Source organism: Chryseobacterium turcicum (genome assembly GCF_021010565.1).
Taxonomy (GTDB): Bacteria; Bacteroidota; Bacteroidia; order Flavobacteriales; family Weeksellaceae; genus Chryseobacterium; species Chryseobacterium turcicum.
Window position 1 is genome coordinate 2,662,686 of record NZ_JAJNAY010000001.1, and the last position, 17,449, is coordinate 2,680,134.

18 protein-coding genes are annotated in these 17,449 nt (G+C 34.8%); 2 read left to right on the forward strand and 16 right to left on the reverse strand.

Annotated elements, in window-relative coordinates; genetic code table 11:
* Positions 1-2: 2 nt before the first annotated feature.
* The 5 genes from LO744_RS12210 to pckA form a co-directional block, all read right to left on the reverse strand.
* Positions 3-620, reverse strand: a complete 618-nt coding sequence (locus LO744_RS12210; RefSeq protein WP_230669627.1) for a TetR/AcrR family transcriptional regulator — start codon at positions 618-620, stop codon at positions 3-5.
* 401 nt (positions 621-1,021) lie between these two features.
* Complete coding sequence (locus LO744_RS12215; protein ID WP_230669628.1) at positions 1,022-1,591, reverse strand: class I SAM-dependent methyltransferase; 570 nt, start codon at positions 1,589-1,591, stop codon at positions 1,022-1,024.
* Between the two features lie 133 nt (positions 1,592-1,724).
* Entirely contained in the window at positions 1,725-2,825 is a 1,101-nt protein-coding gene (gene gcvT / locus LO744_RS12220) for a glycine cleavage system aminomethyltransferase GcvT (protein WP_230669629.1), read from the reverse strand.
* Position 2,826: 1 nt separating this feature from the next.
* Positions 2,827-3,210 (reverse strand): glycine cleavage system protein GcvH, encoded by a 384-nt coding sequence (gcvH, locus tag LO744_RS12225; RefSeq protein WP_230669630.1) that lies wholly within the window; start codon positions 3,208-3,210, stop codon positions 2,827-2,829.
* 13 nt (positions 3,211-3,223) lie between these two features.
* Complete coding sequence (gene pckA, locus LO744_RS12230; RefSeq protein ID WP_230669631.1) at positions 3,224-4,828, reverse strand: phosphoenolpyruvate carboxykinase (ATP); 1,605 nt, start codon at positions 4,826-4,828, stop codon at positions 3,224-3,226.
* Positions 4,829-4,989: 161 nt separating this feature from the next.
* Between pckA and LO744_RS12235 the strand changes: the two genes are divergently transcribed.
* Positions 4,990-5,568, forward strand: coding sequence for a hypothetical protein (locus tag LO744_RS12235; protein ID WP_230669632.1), 579 nt, complete (start codon positions 4,990-4,992; stop codon positions 5,566-5,568).
* Positions 5,569-5,610: 42 nt separating this feature from the next.
* Here LO744_RS12235 and LO744_RS12240 read toward each other — a convergent pair whose 3' ends face one another.
* Positions 5,611-6,330 (reverse strand): YoaK family protein, encoded by a 720-nt coding sequence (locus LO744_RS12240; protein WP_230669633.1) that lies wholly within the window; start codon positions 6,328-6,330, stop codon positions 5,611-5,613.
* A gap of 71 nt (positions 6,331-6,401) precedes the next feature.
* On the reverse strand, positions 6,402-7,427 hold the full coding sequence (locus tag LO744_RS12245) for a PLP-dependent cysteine synthase family protein (protein WP_230669634.1): 1,026 nt from the start codon (positions 7,425-7,427) through the stop codon (positions 6,402-6,404).
* 316 nt (positions 7,428-7,743) lie between these two features.
* On the opposite strand from LO744_RS12245, the gene LO744_RS12250 reads away from it, so the two are divergent.
* Positions 7,744-8,424, forward strand: a complete 681-nt coding sequence (locus tag LO744_RS12250; protein ID WP_230669635.1) for a Crp/Fnr family transcriptional regulator — start codon at positions 7,744-7,746, stop codon at positions 8,422-8,424.
* Between the two features lie 720 nt (positions 8,425-9,144).
* Here the strand turns inward: LO744_RS12250 and LO744_RS12255 are convergent.
* The 9 genes from LO744_RS12255 to LO744_RS12295 all read right to left on the reverse strand — a co-directional run bounded on the left by LO744_RS12255 (position 9,145) and on the right by LO744_RS12295 (position 17,447).
* Positions 9,145-9,840 (reverse strand): VIT1/CCC1 transporter family protein, encoded by a 696-nt coding sequence (locus LO744_RS12255; protein ID WP_230669636.1) that lies wholly within the window; start codon positions 9,838-9,840, stop codon positions 9,145-9,147.
* Positions 9,841-9,905: 65 nt separating this feature from the next.
* Entirely contained in the window at positions 9,906-11,096 is a 1,191-nt protein-coding gene (locus LO744_RS12260; protein ID WP_230669637.1) for a DUF3570 domain-containing protein, read from the reverse strand.
* Between the two features lie 34 nt (positions 11,097-11,130).
* The gene (locus LO744_RS12265; protein WP_230669638.1) at positions 11,131-11,352 is read right to left on the reverse strand and encodes a DUF4266 domain-containing protein; all 222 of its coding nucleotides are present in this window, start codon (positions 11,350-11,352) and stop codon (positions 11,131-11,133) included.
* A complete protein-coding gene (locus LO744_RS12270; RefSeq protein WP_230669639.1) occupies positions 11,349-12,275 on the reverse strand; it encodes an FAD:protein FMN transferase in 927 nt (308 codons plus the stop codon). Before LO744_RS12270 ends, LO744_RS12265 begins: the two co-directional genes overlap by 4 nt.
* 5 nt (positions 12,276-12,280) lie before the next feature.
* Positions 12,281-12,724 carry a thioredoxin family protein gene (locus tag LO744_RS12275; RefSeq protein WP_230669640.1) on the reverse strand — a complete coding sequence of 148 codons (444 nt, stop codon included), beginning with the start codon at positions 12,722-12,724 and terminating at the stop codon, positions 12,281-12,283.
* A 70-nt stretch (positions 12,725-12,794) separates the two neighbouring features.
* Positions 12,795-13,184 carry a hypothetical protein gene (locus LO744_RS12280; protein WP_230669641.1) on the reverse strand — a complete coding sequence of 130 codons (390 nt, stop codon included), beginning with the start codon at positions 13,182-13,184 and terminating at the stop codon, positions 12,795-12,797.
* A 39-nt stretch (positions 13,185-13,223) separates the two neighbouring features.
* On the reverse strand, positions 13,224-15,731 hold the full coding sequence (locus LO744_RS12285) for a cation-translocating P-type ATPase (protein WP_230669642.1): 2,508 nt from the start codon (positions 15,729-15,731) through the stop codon (positions 13,224-13,226).
* Positions 15,732-15,783: 52 nt separating this feature from the next.
* The gene (locus LO744_RS12290) at positions 15,784-16,272 is read right to left on the reverse strand and encodes a heme-binding domain-containing protein (RefSeq protein WP_230669643.1); all 489 of its coding nucleotides are present in this window, start codon (positions 16,270-16,272) and stop codon (positions 15,784-15,786) included.
* Between the two features lie 35 nt (positions 16,273-16,307).
* Positions 16,308-17,447, reverse strand: a complete 1,140-nt coding sequence (locus tag LO744_RS12295; RefSeq protein ID WP_230669644.1) for an efflux RND transporter periplasmic adaptor subunit — start codon at positions 17,445-17,447, stop codon at positions 16,308-16,310.
* Between the last annotated feature and the right edge of the window lie 2 nt (positions 17,448-17,449).

The window sequence follows — 17,449 nt, forward strand, 5'->3', positions numbered from 1 at the left end:
CTTTACAGTTTTTCTATCATTATTAAAAATTCATTATATCCTTCAAACATAATGGTATCCGGACTACTGAATTTCAAACCTTTTGTTCTCTGACGAATTTCCAGACTGCACATTCCGTGTACCAAACTCCAGATCATAAAAGCTAATGCTTCAGAATTATGATTTTTAAAATGACCTTTAGACATACATTCTTCAACTGTTTTTTTAACATATCCAAAGGTTTCTTTTCCTTCTGACCATAAGTCATTTTCTGTATTCTCAAGATACTCCATCGGAGCTCGTAAATTGAACATCAAATCATACATCTCAGAATTCTCCAAAGCAAATTTCATGTAAATTGTACCCATTTTACGAATTCTCTGCATCGGGTCTTCTATCGAAAGTAATTCTTTAAAATATCCTCCTAATTCCTTAAAACCTATTGAGTGTAAGTCGTGAAGAATTGCATTTTTATCTTTGAAATAAACGTAAACCGTTCCAACACTATAATTAATTTCGTCAGCAATATTTCTGATAGTTGTCTGATCGATCCCTTTTTCAACAAAAAGTTTTTTTGCTCCATTAAGAATTAATAATCTTAATGCTTCTTTTTCCTGTTTTTTTCTTTCGCTAATACTCATAATCGAATTTCTTCTGCAAATGTATGAATATTTTTTGAACGATGTTCATTTTTTCATTTTAAAACATTCTAATTCTCAAATTTATAGTATCTGATTTTTTAGGTAATTATATATCTCAATGTACTAACTATGGCAAAATTAGTTTTTAACGAAACCTACATTAGATAGTAAGTAATATTTATGAAAAAGAAGATCTATTTTGACGATTGGTACATTTAAGTATATTGACACCAAAAAGTATTACTGCAAGAAGGTTGCAGTAATACTAAAAAAAAATACATAATATTCAGACCTATGTATTCTGTTGACAAATCAAGTTTCTCAATATTTGTCATTCTCTTTTTTCAATTTATAGAAAAGGCTTTGTTTACCGAAGAATTTTTCTATTCCTTATCTTCCTCTCAAAATATCTTTTCCCAAAAATTCAATAACTTATTGCAAGCGGTATCTACTAAAGTAAAACTGTTAGGAATTTCGTCCCATTTACTCCAATAAGTAACCAGTCTCGTTCCAATAGGTGTTGCGTCAAGCTGTTCCCTCACATACGACGAATAATCGTAGTATAAATCTCTATCATGAATAATTGTATCATCAATGGAGCAAGAAGTATCTATATTTTCATAAAAAGAATTAAAAAAATAGAATGCTTCATATTCTAAAAAAGGGACTTCTTTTATATTTACATTAATAAAATCAACATTATTTATATTGTGTTTATCGGCTAATTTTTTTGATATTTTAGTTAGAGATGCTCTTTGCTCAACTCCATAAAATATACCATCTGTAGAAGCTGCTCCTACAAGACAAAATTTACCCGCTCCGGATCCAATATCCAAGACTCTTCTATTGGTATCATCAACTAAATATTTAGCAGCCATCTTAGCAACAGCAACAGGAGTCCAATGACGTTGTGACAAAGCTTTTATATGTTCAGGATATATTTCATTAAAAGTATTGTCATCAATATCCATATTTAATTTAAGGTATTCAAAAATCATTCTATCATTCAATTATATGCCTCACAGATTAAGAAATTATTTTACCAATCACAAGTAAAATAAGCAAGATCCAACAATTTGAAAAATTGATATTATCAGAGGTAAGCTATTTTACATTAATAAATGGAAGAGCCACAATTATTGCTTTAGTTGGTTTATTTCTAATATTAATAAAAATTTTATTTCCTACAGCCGAATTTTCAACGGAGATGTATCCCATTCCAATCGCTTTTTTAAGGGTCGGTGACATAGTTCCGGAAGTAACGGTTCCTATAATTTCATGATTCCCATTCAAAATTTCATAGCCATGACGGGGAATTCCCTTATCTTCCATTTCAAACCCTACTAACTTTTTGGATACTCCTTTTTCTTTTTGAATTTTTAAGAATCCACTATGAACAAAGTCTTTATTAAATTTAGTAATCCAGCCTAGTCCAGCTTCTAAAGGAGAAGTATAATCATCAATATCATTCCCATACAAACAGTAGCCCATTTCCAATCGTAATGTATCTCTGGCTCCTAAACCGATGGGTTCTATCCCTTCTTCTTTTCCAGCTTCAAAAAGAGCTTCCCATATGTGTGCTGCATATCTGTTTTCCACATATATTTCAAATCCTCCCGCCCCAGTATATCCAGTGGCAGACAGTAAAGCATTAGGAATATGCGCTAATTCACCGATAGTAAACGTATAATATTCCATGTCTTTCAAATTGATATCTGTCAATTTTTGTAAGACCTGTTCTGCTTTGGGTCCCTGAACTGCTAGTAATGAAATAGAATCCGAAATATTACTAACTTGTGCATCAAAAGAATTCTGTCCCTGGATCCAGCTTAAGTCTTTTTCTGTATTTGATGCATTGATGACCAATAAATAATCGTCCTGACTGATCATATACACTAAAAGATCATCAATTATTCCTCCGGTGTCATTAGGCATACAGCTGTATTGTACCTTTCCCGGAAAAAGTTTTGAAGCATCATTGGATGTAATCTTCTGGATTAATGACAAGGCCTCTTTTCCCTGTATGAGAATTTCTCCCATATGAGAAACATCAAATACCCCCACCTTATTTCTTACAATTTCATGTTCATGGTTTATCCCTTTGTATTGAACGGGCATTTCATATCCTGCAAAGTCAACCATTTTCGCTCCTAACAAATGATGGACTGCATTAAATGGCGTTTTCTTGATTTTTACTCTTTCCATACTATGATAAACCTATTAACAAAGTGTATGACTCGGTGGTCAAAAGTCCTTCAGTATCTGCTAAATTATTGACTTTCATTTTAATCATCCATCCTTCTCCATAAGGATCAGAATTGACTAATTCAGGATTTGATTCCAACTTCGGATTGATTTCAACTACTTCACCGGCAATCGGCAAGAAAAGATCGGATACTGTTTTCACTGCTTCAACGGTCCCAAATACTTCATGTTGCTGTAACTTTTCTCCAAGCGTTTCGATTTCAACATATACAATATCACCCAATTCATGTTGTGCAAAATCTGTGATTCCAATATATGCCATATCATTTTCTATTTTCACCCATTCATGGTCTTCTGTATACAAAAGATTTTCAGGAATTTCCATTTCTATTCGTTCTTTATTTTGATTTATTTATTTTTTTTTGGACAGGACCTCCCTCTATAATTTCATTATTAGCAAAAGACTCAAACTCTTTAAAATTCTCCATAAATTGAGTAGCAAGATGGATAGCCTTTTGATCATATTGAGAAGAGTCTGTCCAAGTATTTTTTGGATTCAGGATTTCAGAAGGAACTCCTTCGCACTGTACCGGCATTTGAAGTCCAAAGACATCATCACTGATGAAATCAACATTTTCTAATTTATTTTCTAATACTGCAGTGATCATAGCTCTCGTGTATGACAACTTTATACGTTCCCCTACTCCGTAAGAGCCTCCAGACCAACCTGTGTTAATAAGCCACACGTTTACTTTATTCTCATTGAGCTTTTTTCCTAAAAGTTCAGCATATTTTGTAGGATGAAGAGGAAGAAAAGGTTTTCCGAAGCATGCTGAAAACGTGGTCTGTGGTTCAGTAATTCCCGCTTCAGTTCCAGCTACTTTTGCCGTATATCCGGAAATAAAATGATACATCGCCTGACCCGTTGTTAATTTTGAAATCGGAGGCAATACACCAAAAGCATCGCACGTCAAAAAAAAGATATTATTGGGAACACCTCCAACAGAAGGATGGATAGCGTTATCTATAAAGTCGATCGGATAAGCAGCTCTTGTGTTTTCAGTTATGGAAGTATCATCATAATTAACAATATCAGTTCCCTCAAAAAAACGTACATTTTCAAGCAAAGTACCCTGACGAATTGCCGAAAAAATTTGTGGTTCTTTCTCTTGGCTTAAATTCACACATTTAGCGTAACATCCCCCTTCAAAATTAAAAATATGCTCATCATCCCATCCATGCTCATCATCCCCAATTAATTTTCTGGACGGATCTGCTGAAAGTGTAGTTTTTCCCGTTCCTGAAAGTCCAAAAAAAACGGAGGAATCTCCATTCTCGCCAATATTAGCAGAACAGTGCATAGATAGGACCTCTTTCTCATGGGGAAGAATATAATTCAATACCGTAAAAATGCCTTTTTTAATTTCACCCGTATAAGCACTTCCTCCAATAAGAATGACTTTTTTTGTGAGGTTGATAATGGTAAAGTTATGCTGACGGGTCTTATCAGTTTCCGGAACAGCCTTGAAACTTGGGGCAGTAAGAATAAGCCATTCGTGCTTAAATGATTCAAGCTCTTTTTCATTAAGTCTTAAAAACAAGTTATTGGCAAATAAACTTTGCCATGGGTTTTCTGTGATAACCCTTATATTTAAGCGATATTCAGGTTTTGCACACGCATAAACATCTTTAACATAAAGATCACTTTGTGAAAGGTGTTCCACTACACGATTGTATAATCTATCAAAATCTTCCGGCAAAAAAGAATGGTTTATATCCCCCCACCAAACGGAATCTTGAGTCTTATCATCTAAGACTACATATTTATCTTTTGGGGAACGTCCCGTAAACTCACCGGTATCACAAGCCAATGCTCCTGAGTCTGTTATAACACCCTGCCCTTTCCTTAAGGTCTGTGAAATTAACTGTGCTTCTGATAGATTCCAAAAAATCTCTTTTGCGGATAGAATTCCAACCTCCTTTAAACTTTCTAAATGATTCATTTCAAGATCAGTTTTTTACTTTCGAGCAAAAGTAACCTCTTTATCAATAAATTTTTATGATCTATCTCTTCGTAAAATTTGATTTAAGTCAAACTTTTGGGTAATCAAAATAACTTACTTTAATAAAAATTTTTCATTATTTTAATATCGAATTAATATCGATGATACATATACAAAAAGAACTTACTAAAACAGGATTCAGTATTAATCCGTTAAGTTATATTATCAAAAAAAAACAAGGAAAATCGGATTTTAATACATTAGAATATTTTTGTATTTTATTTACACTTGATGACCTAATCATTGCTATTGAAGATCAAACTTATTACATAAAAGAAAACAGCGTTGTGTTTATAGGACCGCATAAGAAACTCTCATTTAGTGATTACAAAAGACAGGAAATATATATGTTCTCTTTTTCCTCGCTTTTCTATGAACACCATTCTAATAATTCTACTTGTCTATATTCGATCTTATTTTTTAATTCGAGAAGGAATATTTTTGTTTTCCCTTATGTTCATACAACCAAAGATATGATAAGACATTCCTTGATAGACCGACTCTATAACTTTCAAAGTAAAAATAAAAAACTTTTTATTTCTGCGGCTTATACAACAATTGAATCCCTAATTCTTGATGCATCATTAGCTCTCAATAATAGAATAAACAATACGGCTGAAACCTCAGAAACCAGTACTGATATATTAACATCTTTCAATATGAAAATTAGCCAGAACTAGCTTTCACAGAAATATACATTTAATTTTTGCAAACGGATTAATTCATCTTATTTTTCTTTTCAATACATAATATTTATATAATAACCTATCATACCAGATCACAAAGAAAAGTATTCCAACAGAAAACAATAATGTTTTTACATGAAAGACTTCATAAGTAAAACCGCCTATTACCCCTCCAGAAAAAAAACATAGTACAATTACAATTTTTAACATAATGCTTTTTTTAAGCTGGCTATACGAAATCGCATTTCCGTAAAAAAACAACTTGGATATTTCTATCCCCAAGTCAGTAAAGATTCCTGTTAAATGTGTTGTTCTTACAACGGACTGAGATACTCTTGTTACTAAAGAATTCTGTAGCCCCATTGCAAAAAGTAAAAGGCAGGCAACCATATTGGGACTAATTATTATTTTAAAATCGGCAGATAGTCCTATGAAACCCAAAATAAAAATTTCTATTAATAAGGGAATAAAGTGAGATTGGAATTTTCTGAAACGGGATACAAATTCTACCAGAAGGCTGGAACTGAAAGCTCCCCCAAAAAAACATCCAATAAATAAAAGGTAGAGCGCTGCATCATAATAATTCTTCAGCACTACTTCCTCCGAAAAAAAAGCAAAATGCCCTGTAATGTTTGTAGTTAATATCTTAATTGATAATACCCCTACAATATTGACTGTCCCTGCAACAAAGGAAAGAAGTGATGCTAATTTAATATTATGAAAATAAGTTCTGTTTTTTCCTCTATGTCTAAACATATCTACCCTATTTCGACTGTTACAATAGATACTTCCATATCTGTTACACGATTTTCCTTTTATTTAATTAATTATAGTTGGAAAACTTCATCGTAATTGTGAACACAGTTGTTGACAAATCCTTGTTCTTCCATCCATTTGTCGCTGTACACTTTGGTAATGTATCTTGACCCATGATCCGGATATATTAAAACGACCATATCGTTTTCAGTGAATTCATGAGACTGTGCATATTGTATTAATGCCTGAGTAACCGCTCCGGTAGTATAACCTCCCATAATGGCTTCTTTCAAAGCAATTTCACGGGTTCTGTAAGCAGACATCTCATCATTTACCCTTACAAACTCATCAATCTTATCAAAAAGAAGAGCGGAAGGAATTAAATTTTTTCCCATTCCCTCAATCTGATAAGGATGTACATCTTCTTTGTGAATTTCTCCAGTCTCATGATAGCTTTTTAGAATAGAGCCATCTGCATCTACTCCGATGATCTTGATATCCGGATTTTTCTCTTTCAAATATTTGGCTGAACCCGACAGCGTACCTCCGGTTCCGGTGCAGGCAAAAAGGTGAGTGATCTTACCTTCCGTCTGTTCCCAGATCTCGGGACCTGTAGTCTGATAGTGGGCATCAATATTAAGCTCGTTAAAATATTGATTGATGTAAATAGAATTAGGAGTTTCCTGAGCGATTCTTTTAGCTACTTCATAATATGATCTTGGATCATCCGCCGGTACATTGGCCGGGCATATATATACCACAGCACCCAATGCTTTCAGATAAGCAATTTTTTCTGGTTTTGTTTTATCACTTACTGCAAGAATACATTTATATCCCTTAATGATACATACCATTGCAATAGAAAAACCGGTATTTCCGGAAGTAGTTTCTACAACTACAGAATCTTCTTTTAATAAGCCTTTTTTCTCAGCATTTTCTATAATATGAAGTGCAATTCTATCTTTAGTGGAATGTCCAGGATTATATGATTCTAACTTGGCATAAACGGTTGCAGGAATATCTTTTGTAACAGTATTTAGCTTCACCATAGGAGTGTTTCCTATTAGGCCAAGGATATTATCGTAAACATTACTCATTATTTGTTATTTTCAATAAAAAATAACTGGATAAATAAAAGGTAAAAAATTTAGCTTTATCAATATGTATATGAAGAGTACATGTTTTTATTTATCCAGTATACTTAAAAATTCGTTATATAATAATTTATCTCTAACTTCTCTTCATTACATTCAGTTCATCTCTTAAAAAGACTTTCTTTCCCATTTCAAGAGCAATTTTCTTACTTTTGCAAAAATAATCCGTTTAGAAAGATAACTTGGTGATTTATGTAGGCTTAAAATGTGATTTAAGTTAAATTTTGAGTTCTTTTTCAATATCTAAGAAGTAAAAATTATGGTTTCAAAATTTATTTTTAATAATCAATATCTTTTTAATGAGCTTCCTGAGTATGATAAAAACTTACTCATTACTGCGATGAAAAGTAAAAACTACCGTAATCATGAAGCTATATTTACAGACGGCACAAAACCCACCGGTATTTACTATTTAAACGAAGGTAAAATAAAGAAGTACAAGGTAGATAATGATGGAAGAGAGCAAATCATTTACATTTACAGTTCAGGTGAATTTTTCGGATATTCTGCTATTTTGAGTAATGAGACTTATGGAGATACCACATTAACCCTTGAAAATTCTGTCATCTCATTTATTTCAAAAGATGATTTCTTAAATATCCTTAATCAGTCACCAGTTTTTTCAAGACTCTTATTAAAATCCCTTAGTCACGAGTTTAGTGTTATGGCCAACCTTATGGCGGTCTTATCACATAGAACCGTTAGAGAACGGGCCGCTCTCAGCTTATTGATCCTTCATGATAAATATGCATCTAACGAGTCCAAAGAAAATGTTTTTATCACACTATCCCGAATTGATCTGGCCAATATGGTGGGGACAGCAAGAGAAACCTTAGCCCGTATACTCAACGATTTTAAGCAGGAAAATCTTATCAAAATTGAGGGACGCAAAATTCAATTAATCAACATTGAACAATTGGTTCGTATTGCTAATTTTTAAAATCACTAGAACAAAAACTGAGTTCTATTACAGATCTAAAAAATTTGGAAATAATTAGATATAATCTTTAGTTTCATATTCTTTATTTTCTATCTTAAATTTTTCAAGTAAGTCTAAGATATCTTTTGCAATTCTACTACTGAAAATATTGATGGTAATAAAAAATATAAAATTATTTCAATCAGAATAATATAGAGAATCACTATGTATATTAATAAACAAAACACTCATACTAAGGTTGTTATGCAATCAATTAATTTTAGGAACTATGATAGGGTAATTCATTTTTATACCGAAGAATAATATTTTCCAGAAGAGAAACTGATTTTAACTTTAGACAGAAAACTGATTTTAAACTTTTATTGGACAGCAAGGGATCAAATCTCAATTTTTTTGGATCATATTTCATTCCCTTCACGAGATTGTATTTATTCTTGCCATAGTTTTTTGCTGGAAAATTGATTCCGTAAGAAACTGGCATCTGATCTTGTTTGCTATTCATTTTATGGTTCGGACTTGGACAATTTTGTACTTTGCACCCAATATTATTGATTTTCAAAAAATAAGTGAAAGTTCTTCTTCTGCAAAAAAATTAGTAAACAGAGTTTCGCTTTTGCAAACATTAAACTACATCCGCATTGTTTTTCAATCTATTCCTTTGGTATTGATCCATTTACGCGTTAAACCATTCGGTTTACAACAATAATTTTGATGAAAATTTTATGAAACTGTCACCCCGAAAAGATGCCCTATCAAAGCGGTAATTCCCATAGCAACCGTTCCCCAGAAACAGATTCTCAAAACGGCAATTCCGATTTTTGAACCGCCAGTTTTTGCTGAAATAGCCCCTAAGATCATTAGAAAAATAATCGAAAATCCGTATTGAAAATAAACCATCTGTTTAATTGGCGCCAAAAGCGAAATAGCAAAAGGTAATAATGCGCCCAAAGCAAACGAACCGAATGATGCAAATGCAGCCTGCAAAGGTTTTGCCTGTGTTATTTCATTGATTCCCAACTCGTCATGAGCATGAGCAGCCAAAGCATCGTGTGTCGTGAGTTCAGTAGCTACTTTCAAAGCGGTTTCTTTACTGACACCGCGTCTTTCATAGATTTTAGCTAATTCTCTTACCTCTACTTCCGGCATTTCTTCAAGTTCTCTTTTCTCACGCAAAAGATCAGCTTTTTCTGTATCTTTCTGTGAACTTACGGAAACATATTCTCCTGCAGCCATAGACATCGCTCCGGCGATCATTCCTGCAAGTGCAGCAAGAATAATGGTATTTCTGTCGGGACTTGCGGCAGCAATACCAATTACGATACTTGTGGTAGACAATAATCCGTCATTTGCTCCTAAAACGGCTGCACGAAGCCAACCAACCCTGTTGACATAATGTTTTTCCAATTGATGATGCATAAGCTTTATTTTTTATTAAAAAATGACTTGCCAAACATCTTCGGCAAGTCAAATTTAAAATGATTTTATTTAAATCTCAAATTCAGGGAAATAATATCAGACTTCATCCCAATAGATTTCGTGTAATGTCCGTATCTGATTTCCAGCACATTCAGCCTTTCAACACCAAATAGGCCGTTCTTCGGACTGATTCTGATTCCTGCACCGTAAAAATTACTGCTGAATTTTGAAAGATCATAATTACTTGTATAAAAATCATCAAAAGCCGTGTGCTCTTGATAAGGTGCAAAATATTTAGCCGCAGTCTGAGAATAATATCTGTAAAAAGGACTTACTGAAACAAAAGGCGAAATTTTCACCGGCGTTTCTAGACTGAAAGTATTTGATTTTAAGCCCCAATCATCAGTATAATAACGATAATATGCTCTCAGAATAACCTTATCTCCAAGAAAATAATTCGCTCTTACTCCCAAAGGAATTTTAAACCGTTTATCCGGCAAAGCTTCCTGATGAACTGAATTATCATTGAAATAAACTCTATGAAAAGGTAAGCTTAAATATCCTGTCTGCTGAACGCCGTCTGCCAAAAATTCTACCTGAAAGTTCTGATTGATGATTTGCGAATAGGATAGAGACAGCGCAAAAGTATTCCTTCCGCTGGTTCCGTAGTTATCGTGTTCTCCTCCGGCGCTTCCGTTTGCTCTGAGCTCAATCGGGGCAATCAGTTTTACCTGATCCAGATAAGCCTGGAATTTCGCCGTAAATTCTCCCATTCTGTTCTTGGTCTTTTGCGAAAAGCCAATATTAGCGCCATAAGACTGATAATCGAATTCTGTGGAGAAAGAAACGCCTGCCATTAAGGTTGTGCCTTTGTTTTCATTTTCACGGCTCCAGCTTAGTGCAGGATAAATTCTGTTGTCTGCGTGGGAAGCCGATGAATTGGCTTTCAGATCGATCATATCCGAAGACGCAGAAGTATAATGATCGATCCCGACACTGAAATCGAATTTATTTTTCCTGTCTTTCCTGTCATATTTTACCATCGTTACGTCAATGGTATTGGAAATGTCGGTCAGTTTTTCCGTCCCGATTCCTCCCGTAACGGCAGAATTGTTTCCATTTTGTTTATAATAGCTTGAAACTAAATTAGCTTCATCAAAAGTCAGTTTTTTAGGCTGTTCATTGTTTATGTTTTCCTGTGCTTTTGCATTGAAAATTCCTAAAAGAGCAATAACACTTACGATTAATTTTTTCATTTTAAATCACAATTAAATTTTACGATTACTCTTCTTAGTTACATCCACAACCACCGCCAACTTTTCCGGCATTCGCGCCCGAAGATCCTTCTCTGTAAGATTGGAAGCTGAGCTCGGTTTTTTCAATCGTTCGGTTTCCGAGAACCATTTCGGCGTCGTTTAATTTGTTTTTTTCGTATTCTTTTACGGTGGTGCAAGACTGTACTGAAGCAGTTGTGATCAGTAGGCAAGCTAATATTTTTATAAGGTTTTTCATTTTAAATTAATGTTTTGAGATGAATAAATTTTGTCACGATCATCAATAATGATGCATTCCAAATGATTGATCTGGTTGATCATATTGAGTGCGACATCAATTTCCATAATGCTTACGGGAGTTGCCATTGCATCGGCAATTTCTGCATTGGGACAAAAGATAGTAACACTTTTCACGCCCGAAACAGGCATTCCTATTTTGGGATTAATAGTGTGAGAATATTTTTTACCGTTGATGACGACGAATTTTTCATAATTTCCAGAAGTTGCAACCGCCATATCTGTGATATTCATATAAGAAAACGGCTGTTTTGCGTTGTCTGGATCTGCAATTCCGATAGTCCAGGGTTTTCCGTCCGCCTGATTTCCCCAAGTCGTTAAATCACCCGAAGCATTCACAATTCCGGAAGTTACCCCTCTGTTTTGAAGCATTTGTTTGGCCATTTCTGCAGCATACCCCTTCCCGATTCCTCCGAAACCGATTCGCATTCCTTTTTCTTTGAGGAAAACGGTTTGATTTTCGCGGTCAAGAATAATATTCTGATAATTAACCAATTTCAGATGATCTTTAATGAGTTCAGGATTGGGAAGCTCTTTCATTTCACGGTCGAAATTCCAGAAACTTTTATCGATTCCGCCATAGGAAATGTCGAAATATCCATCCGTTATTTTGCTAATCCGTAGGCTTCTTTCAATGAGGTCAAAAATCTCCCAATCTACTTTTACAGGCTTGATTCCGGCATTTCTGTTGATGAGATTAGTCTGGCTTTCCTCACTAAATGTTGTCAGAAGCTTTTCAATTCTCCTGATTTCGTCAATAGCGACATCAATGTGCTGATTTGCCGAATTTTCATCATCGCTTACAACGGTAATTTCAAAAGCGTTCCCCATTAATATCTGAGGTCTTTTGAATTCTCTTAACATATCTTTTATTTTTGATTTTCTTTGATAATTCTTATCTCTTTGCTGAAAGCCAATGCATTTTCCGAAGGAAGACCTTCCCAGCTTTTCAGGATTTTGCCTTCCGAGTTCAGCAGCAATGTGTAAGGAAATAATCCTTTTTTATTGTACTGGTCAGCAAGTGAAGCATTTTCTTTTTTCAGTTCTGGGAGAAGCTGATTCTTTTTGTTTCTTGGAAAATCTGCATTGATGTAAACAACGACATTTTCCGTTTCCAGCTTTTTAAATTCATCGGTTTCGATGATATTCTTGTGAAGTTTGATACATGGAATACACCAGTCTGAACCTGAAAAATTCAAAAGGATAAGTTCTTTATTTTGTGAGGATTGTTTTTTTGCATTTTCCAAACGGCTTTGCGCATGAATGCCAACAGCGAATACAACCATTAAAATGGCTGAAAATAGTGTTTTCATTATTCTGAAATTAATGATATGAAATAATTGATGATGTTGATCTGTACATAAAAACCAACTTAGGATTGAATTATGAAAAAGAAGACCTTGGTGGTTCCCAAACAGAATTCAGAAATCCTTTATAGCAAAGATCTTCGTCTTTTGAAGGAATTTTATGTATTTTTAAAGGAATGAAATGATACGTTGCAGTTTCAAAACTGAATCCCCGATTAATCGTAAAAACCAACGACAAGGGCGCAGAATGTATAATAAACGGAAGTCTCTGATCTTTTCCGTAATCTCCATCTTTCACCGGATGATCATAGTGTGTTCTCAGAAATGCCGTAAGCGTCATATCCGGATTCAGTTCTTTATGCTCGACGTAATGCTCAATCAGTTCCGGTATTTTCAAAAGCTGATACAATTCGGTTGTGGAAACCAAATATAAAAATAACAACAATATGGAAATCAACTTTTTCACTGATTAAAATTATGAAATACTTTATTACTAATGATTTTTTTATTTTCTTCCCAACTTTCTTTTCACAAACTTATAAACCTCGAACCACAAAACCGAAATAGCAGCAACAAGCAATGTCATTCCCAATTCTTTTGCAATAAGAGGAGTTACACTAAAGAATACTGCTACCGCCTTTACATAAAGAATGACAAACAACAATACAAGAACCAGCACCGAAATTCCCACCAATAAAAAATTACGGTTTTTAAAACTTTCAAAAATACTATAATAGAATGACCGATTTACCAAGCTCAGTAATATATTAGCAAATATCAAAGTACTGAACACTAAAGATCTTGTTTTAGGCTCATCATTCCCCAGGTCAACAGAATATTGATACATCCATAGTATTCCTGCAGTAATAACCAATCCCTGAATAATACTTACCGTAAGCTCTCTCCAGTTCAGAAATGTATCTGTAAGCATTCTGGGAGGTCTGCGCATCGCATCTTGTTCAATAGGTTCATTCTCATAAACAATAGAACATGTGGGGCCCATGACCAATTCCAGAAAAATCACATGCACCGGAGTAAATATATGAGGAAATACCCAACCTAGAAACAAAGGCAAGGAAACGGTGAGAATAATAGGGATATGAATGGAAATAATATACTGGACCGCTTTTTTTATATTGGCATAAATTCTTCTTCCAGCAGCAACCCCAATCACGAGCTTCTCCAGATCATCATTGGTGATGACCAGTGCTGCGGCTGATTTGGCAATTTCAGTCCCTTTATTTCCCATGGCCACTCCAATATGAGCCGCTTTTAAAGCTGGTCCGTCATTTACGCCATCTCCCAGCATTGCCACCACGTGACCTTGTGCTTTCAAGGCAGAAACCACTTCGAGCTTTGCTTCCGGAAACATTCTTGTAAATAAAGTAGTATCTTCAGCAAGCTTTATAAGATCCGCCTCTGAGCACGCTGCAATTTCACTTCCATTAACGGGTGAAGTACTGTTTTCTATTCCTGCCTGCAATGCGATGGCTCTGGTAGTATCCGCATTATCTCCTGTAATGACTTTTACTTTAATACCGGCATCGTAGATATGTTTAAATACTTCTTTTATTCCTTTTTTAGGAGGATCATAAAATACGGTCAATCCTAAAAAGTCAAATTTAAAATCCTGCTGCTTATCAGGGAAATCATTTCCTTCAAAATGAGATCTGGCAACACCAAGAACTCTGTATCCTTGTTCTCCAAAATTCTTAATTAACTTTCTTATGTTATTTTTTTCTTGTTCTGAAAGATTGGAAACAGTGATGATGGCTTCCGGCGCTCCTTTAGCCGCAATAATCCGGTCTTTCTGTTCGTTTTCAAAAAGATGAGTCATCATCAGCGGTTTGCCTTCCAACGGGTATTCATGAAACATTTGATAGTCTTTTCTTTGATCAGGCTTCCGGGTCTGTTCATAGATCTTATGCAGCGTTATTTCCATGGGGTCAAAAGGTACAGGCTCACTACTCCACATCGCATAATCAATAAGCTCATGCAGCTCTTTTATTCCAAACTCTGTTTCTTCATAAGTTCTATCAGAACGGTAATCATAAAGATGCTTCAACTGCATGGAGTTTTCCGTAATTGTGCCTGTTTTATCAGTACAAATTACAGAAACGCTCCCTAGGGTTTCTACAATACTGCTTCGTTTAATGATGATTCCTTCCCGCATCAACTTCCATGAACCCAAAGCCATAAAGGTCGTAAAGGCTACAGGAATTTCTTCGGGAAGAACAGACATTGCCAATGTAAGTCCATTGAGTAAACTGGTCACAAAATCTCCTGTCTTGACAAAACTGAAGATGCATACTGCAAGAAAGATAATGACTCCGATAACAGCCATCCCCTTTACAAAGTTCCGGATCTGAATCTGCAACGGAGATACTTCTGCTTTTATACCTAATATAGACTGGCCTATTTTTCCTACTTTAGTTTCTTTTCCTATATTTTCGACCTCAAAAACGGCAAGCCCGGAAACAGTGATTGTCCCGCTGTACACTTTATTATCTTCGGATTTGCTATCCTTAAAAACAGAAAAGCTCTCTCCCGTAAGGGAAGATTCATTCACAGAAAAATCGTTGCTGTGAACAATTCTTCCGTCAGCATTAATAAGATTGCCCTCCTCGGTAATGCACAGATCTCCAACTGCTATTTCAAAGGTAGGAATATCTATAATCTTTGAATCCCTGATCACCTTACTTAATGGTTCATTCAATTTTTCAAGTTCTTCCAGCGCCTTTTTGCTCCGGTTATCCTGGTAAAAAGAAATTGCAGTAACTCCAACAATAGCAGCAAACATAAATAAAGCCTCGCCATAATCTCCTGTAAGCACATAAATGAAGGAAACACATATAAGAAGAATCAGCATCGGCTCTTTCAGGATGTTGAGAAGAAGGTCTGCCCATGATTCTTTCTTAACCGCTTCAAAGCGGTTATATCCGTATTTTTTTCTGGAAGTGATTACTTCAGCTTCTGTAAACCCTTTCAAATTTTCCGGTATATTGTAATTCATACGAAATGGATATAATATTAAATTTACTGATTGTTTTTGTTATATCAGAATACTATTTCTGTTTTTTAACAAACTGATATTCAATCTGTTTTTTCACCTCTTTAACCCATTGTTCTATTTCTGACTTTTGGATATCAGACAACTTTGCATTCTGATGAACAACAGTATAAGATGTAAGAGGCATTTCACCCTCTCTTATAGTTTCTGCAACTTCATCAAGTTTCTTTAATTTTTTCTCTTTTGAATAGCTGTTAAATTCGTCAAAATTGAAATGTCGTTTTCCTGAGTTCACATGATCTGCCAGCCACCATTTTACAGGCTGTATGTTATTATACCACGGATAAGCTGTAGTGTTGGAGTGGCAGTCATAACAGCTTGTTTTTAATAATCCCTGTACATGATCCGGAACCTGGTAATGCTTTTCAAGAGCATTTTCCGAAGGGACCGCCGCTATATTTTTAGTGGTATCAAAAAACTGAATAGCAATCAGAAACAGAACAATAAATCCTGCTCCTGTTTTTATTAAAGATGATGTTTTCATTATTTATCTATTTAAAAATGTTTAACCACTGCAGTTTACTCGTCAGCAGTATTTTTAAGTTTCATGAGAAGTGTATACGCATTCTTGATGACAATTTTTTTATTCTTAAAATCATCAGCATTCATGATCTGTACAAATCCGTTTTCTGTTTCACCTACTGTTACAGGTGTTAAGCGGTAGGTCTGCTTTTTTTCTTCGACGAAAACAAAATCTTTTCCTTCAAAATTGACAATACTCTCTTCAGAAACAGCATTGGAAAAAGAAGTACTGGTCTCAATCTCAGCATTCATATACATTCCCGGTATAAGGTTCTGCTCATATTTTTCAAAATGACAGTGTACTTCAGCCCATCCGCCCTGGCTCACATCTTTACTTATCAAGAGGATTTCACCGTAGTATTTTTTATCAGGCTCGGTATTGGTATAGGCGGCAAACCTCTGCCCTTTTTTCAGATTCGCCAGATCCTTTTCATATACTTTAAGATTGAGATGAATATCATCTGGATTAATGAGTTCAAAAAGTACATCAGATGGGTTTACGTATTTTCCTATATTCACATTTACCTTACTTACAAAACCATTGACATTGCTGTAAACAGGGGCGCTTTTTACAATATTTCCTGAGCTCAGAGATTCAGGATTAATATTAATAAGACGGAGCTGCTGCGCAAGAGAATTCATTAAAATTTTCTGATTGTTCATTTCAGACTGCGCTTGCTGCATCACCTTATCACTGGTTGCCTGACTTTGATTCAATGTTTTCTGACGATTATAATCCAATTGAGCAAAATGCATTTTAGATTTTGCCATCAAATAATCCTGCTGAAGCTGTATAAACTGTGGATTTTCAATAACAGCAATTACCTGTCCTTTTGAAACGGGTTTTCCTGGAAGCAGATTACTGGATTTGAGATATCCCCCCAAAGGAATGCTGACTGAAACAAGATTTTGCGGGGGAACATCAATCATTCCATTAAGCTTTAAAACTGAGGAAATCTTCTGCATAGAAACCCCAACAGTTGCTATGGATGCATTTTTAAACTGAGCGTCGGTCAGTTTCACCACATTTTCGTCTTTTGACAGGTTTACTTTAGAGCCTGTCTGCTCTTGTTTTTTACATTGAATAAAAATAAAAAAACTGATTAATAAGGTATAATATATTGAAATTGATTTCATTT

Bases quoted from the DNA above. Each gene is read 5' to 3' on its own strand.
- LO744_RS12210 (WP_230669627.1), bottom strand. From the start codon at position 620: ATGAGTATTAGCGAAAGAAAAAAACAGGAAAAAGAAGCATTAAGATTA.
- LO744_RS12215 (WP_230669628.1), bottom strand. From the start codon at position 1,591: ATGGATATTGATGACAATACTTTTAATGAAATATATCCTGAACATATA.
- gcvT (WP_230669629.1), bottom strand. From the start codon at position 2,825: ATGGAAAGAGTAAAAATCAAGAAAACGCCATTTAATGCAGTCCATCAT.
- gcvH (WP_230669630.1), bottom strand. From the start codon at position 3,210: ATGGAAATTCCTGAAAATCTTTTGTATACAGAAGACCATGAATGGGTG.
- pckA (WP_230669631.1), bottom strand. From the start codon at position 4,828: ATGAATCATTTAGAAAGTTTAAAGGAGGTTGGAATTCTATCCGCAAAA.
- LO744_RS12235 (WP_230669632.1), top strand. From the start codon at position 4,990: ATGATACATATACAAAAAGAACTTACTAAAACAGGATTCAGTATTAAT.
- LO744_RS12240 (WP_230669633.1), bottom strand. From the start codon at position 6,330: ATGTTTAGACATAGAGGAAAAAACAGAACTTATTTTCATAATATTAAA.
- LO744_RS12245 (WP_230669634.1), bottom strand. From the start codon at position 7,427: ATGAGTAATGTTTACGATAATATCCTTGGCCTAATAGGAAACACTCCT.
- LO744_RS12250 (WP_230669635.1), top strand. From the start codon at position 7,744: ATGGTTTCAAAATTTATTTTTAATAATCAATATCTTTTTAATGAGCTT.
- LO744_RS12255 (WP_230669636.1), bottom strand. From the start codon at position 9,840: ATGCATCATCAATTGGAAAAACATTATGTCAACAGGGTTGGTTGGCTT.
- LO744_RS12260 (WP_230669637.1), bottom strand. From the start codon at position 11,096: ATGAAAAAATTAATCGTAAGTGTTATTGCTCTTTTAGGAATTTTCAAT.
- LO744_RS12265 (WP_230669638.1), bottom strand. From the start codon at position 11,352: ATGAAAAACCTTATAAAAATATTAGCTTGCCTACTGATCACAACTGCT.
- LO744_RS12270 (WP_230669639.1), bottom strand. From the start codon at position 12,275: ATGTTAAGAGAATTCAAAAGACCTCAGATATTAATGGGGAACGCTTTT.
- LO744_RS12275 (WP_230669640.1), bottom strand. From the start codon at position 12,724: ATGAAAACACTATTTTCAGCCATTTTAATGGTTGTATTCGCTGTTGGC.
- LO744_RS12285 (WP_230669642.1), bottom strand. From the start codon at position 15,731: ATGAATTACAATATACCGGAAAATTTGAAAGGGTTTACAGAAGCTGAA.
- LO744_RS12290 (WP_230669643.1), bottom strand. From the start codon at position 16,272: ATGAAAACATCATCTTTAATAAAAACAGGAGCAGGATTTATTGTTCTG.
- LO744_RS12295 (WP_230669644.1), bottom strand. From the start codon at position 17,447: ATGAAATCAATTTCAATATATTATACCTTATTAATCAGTTTTTTTATT.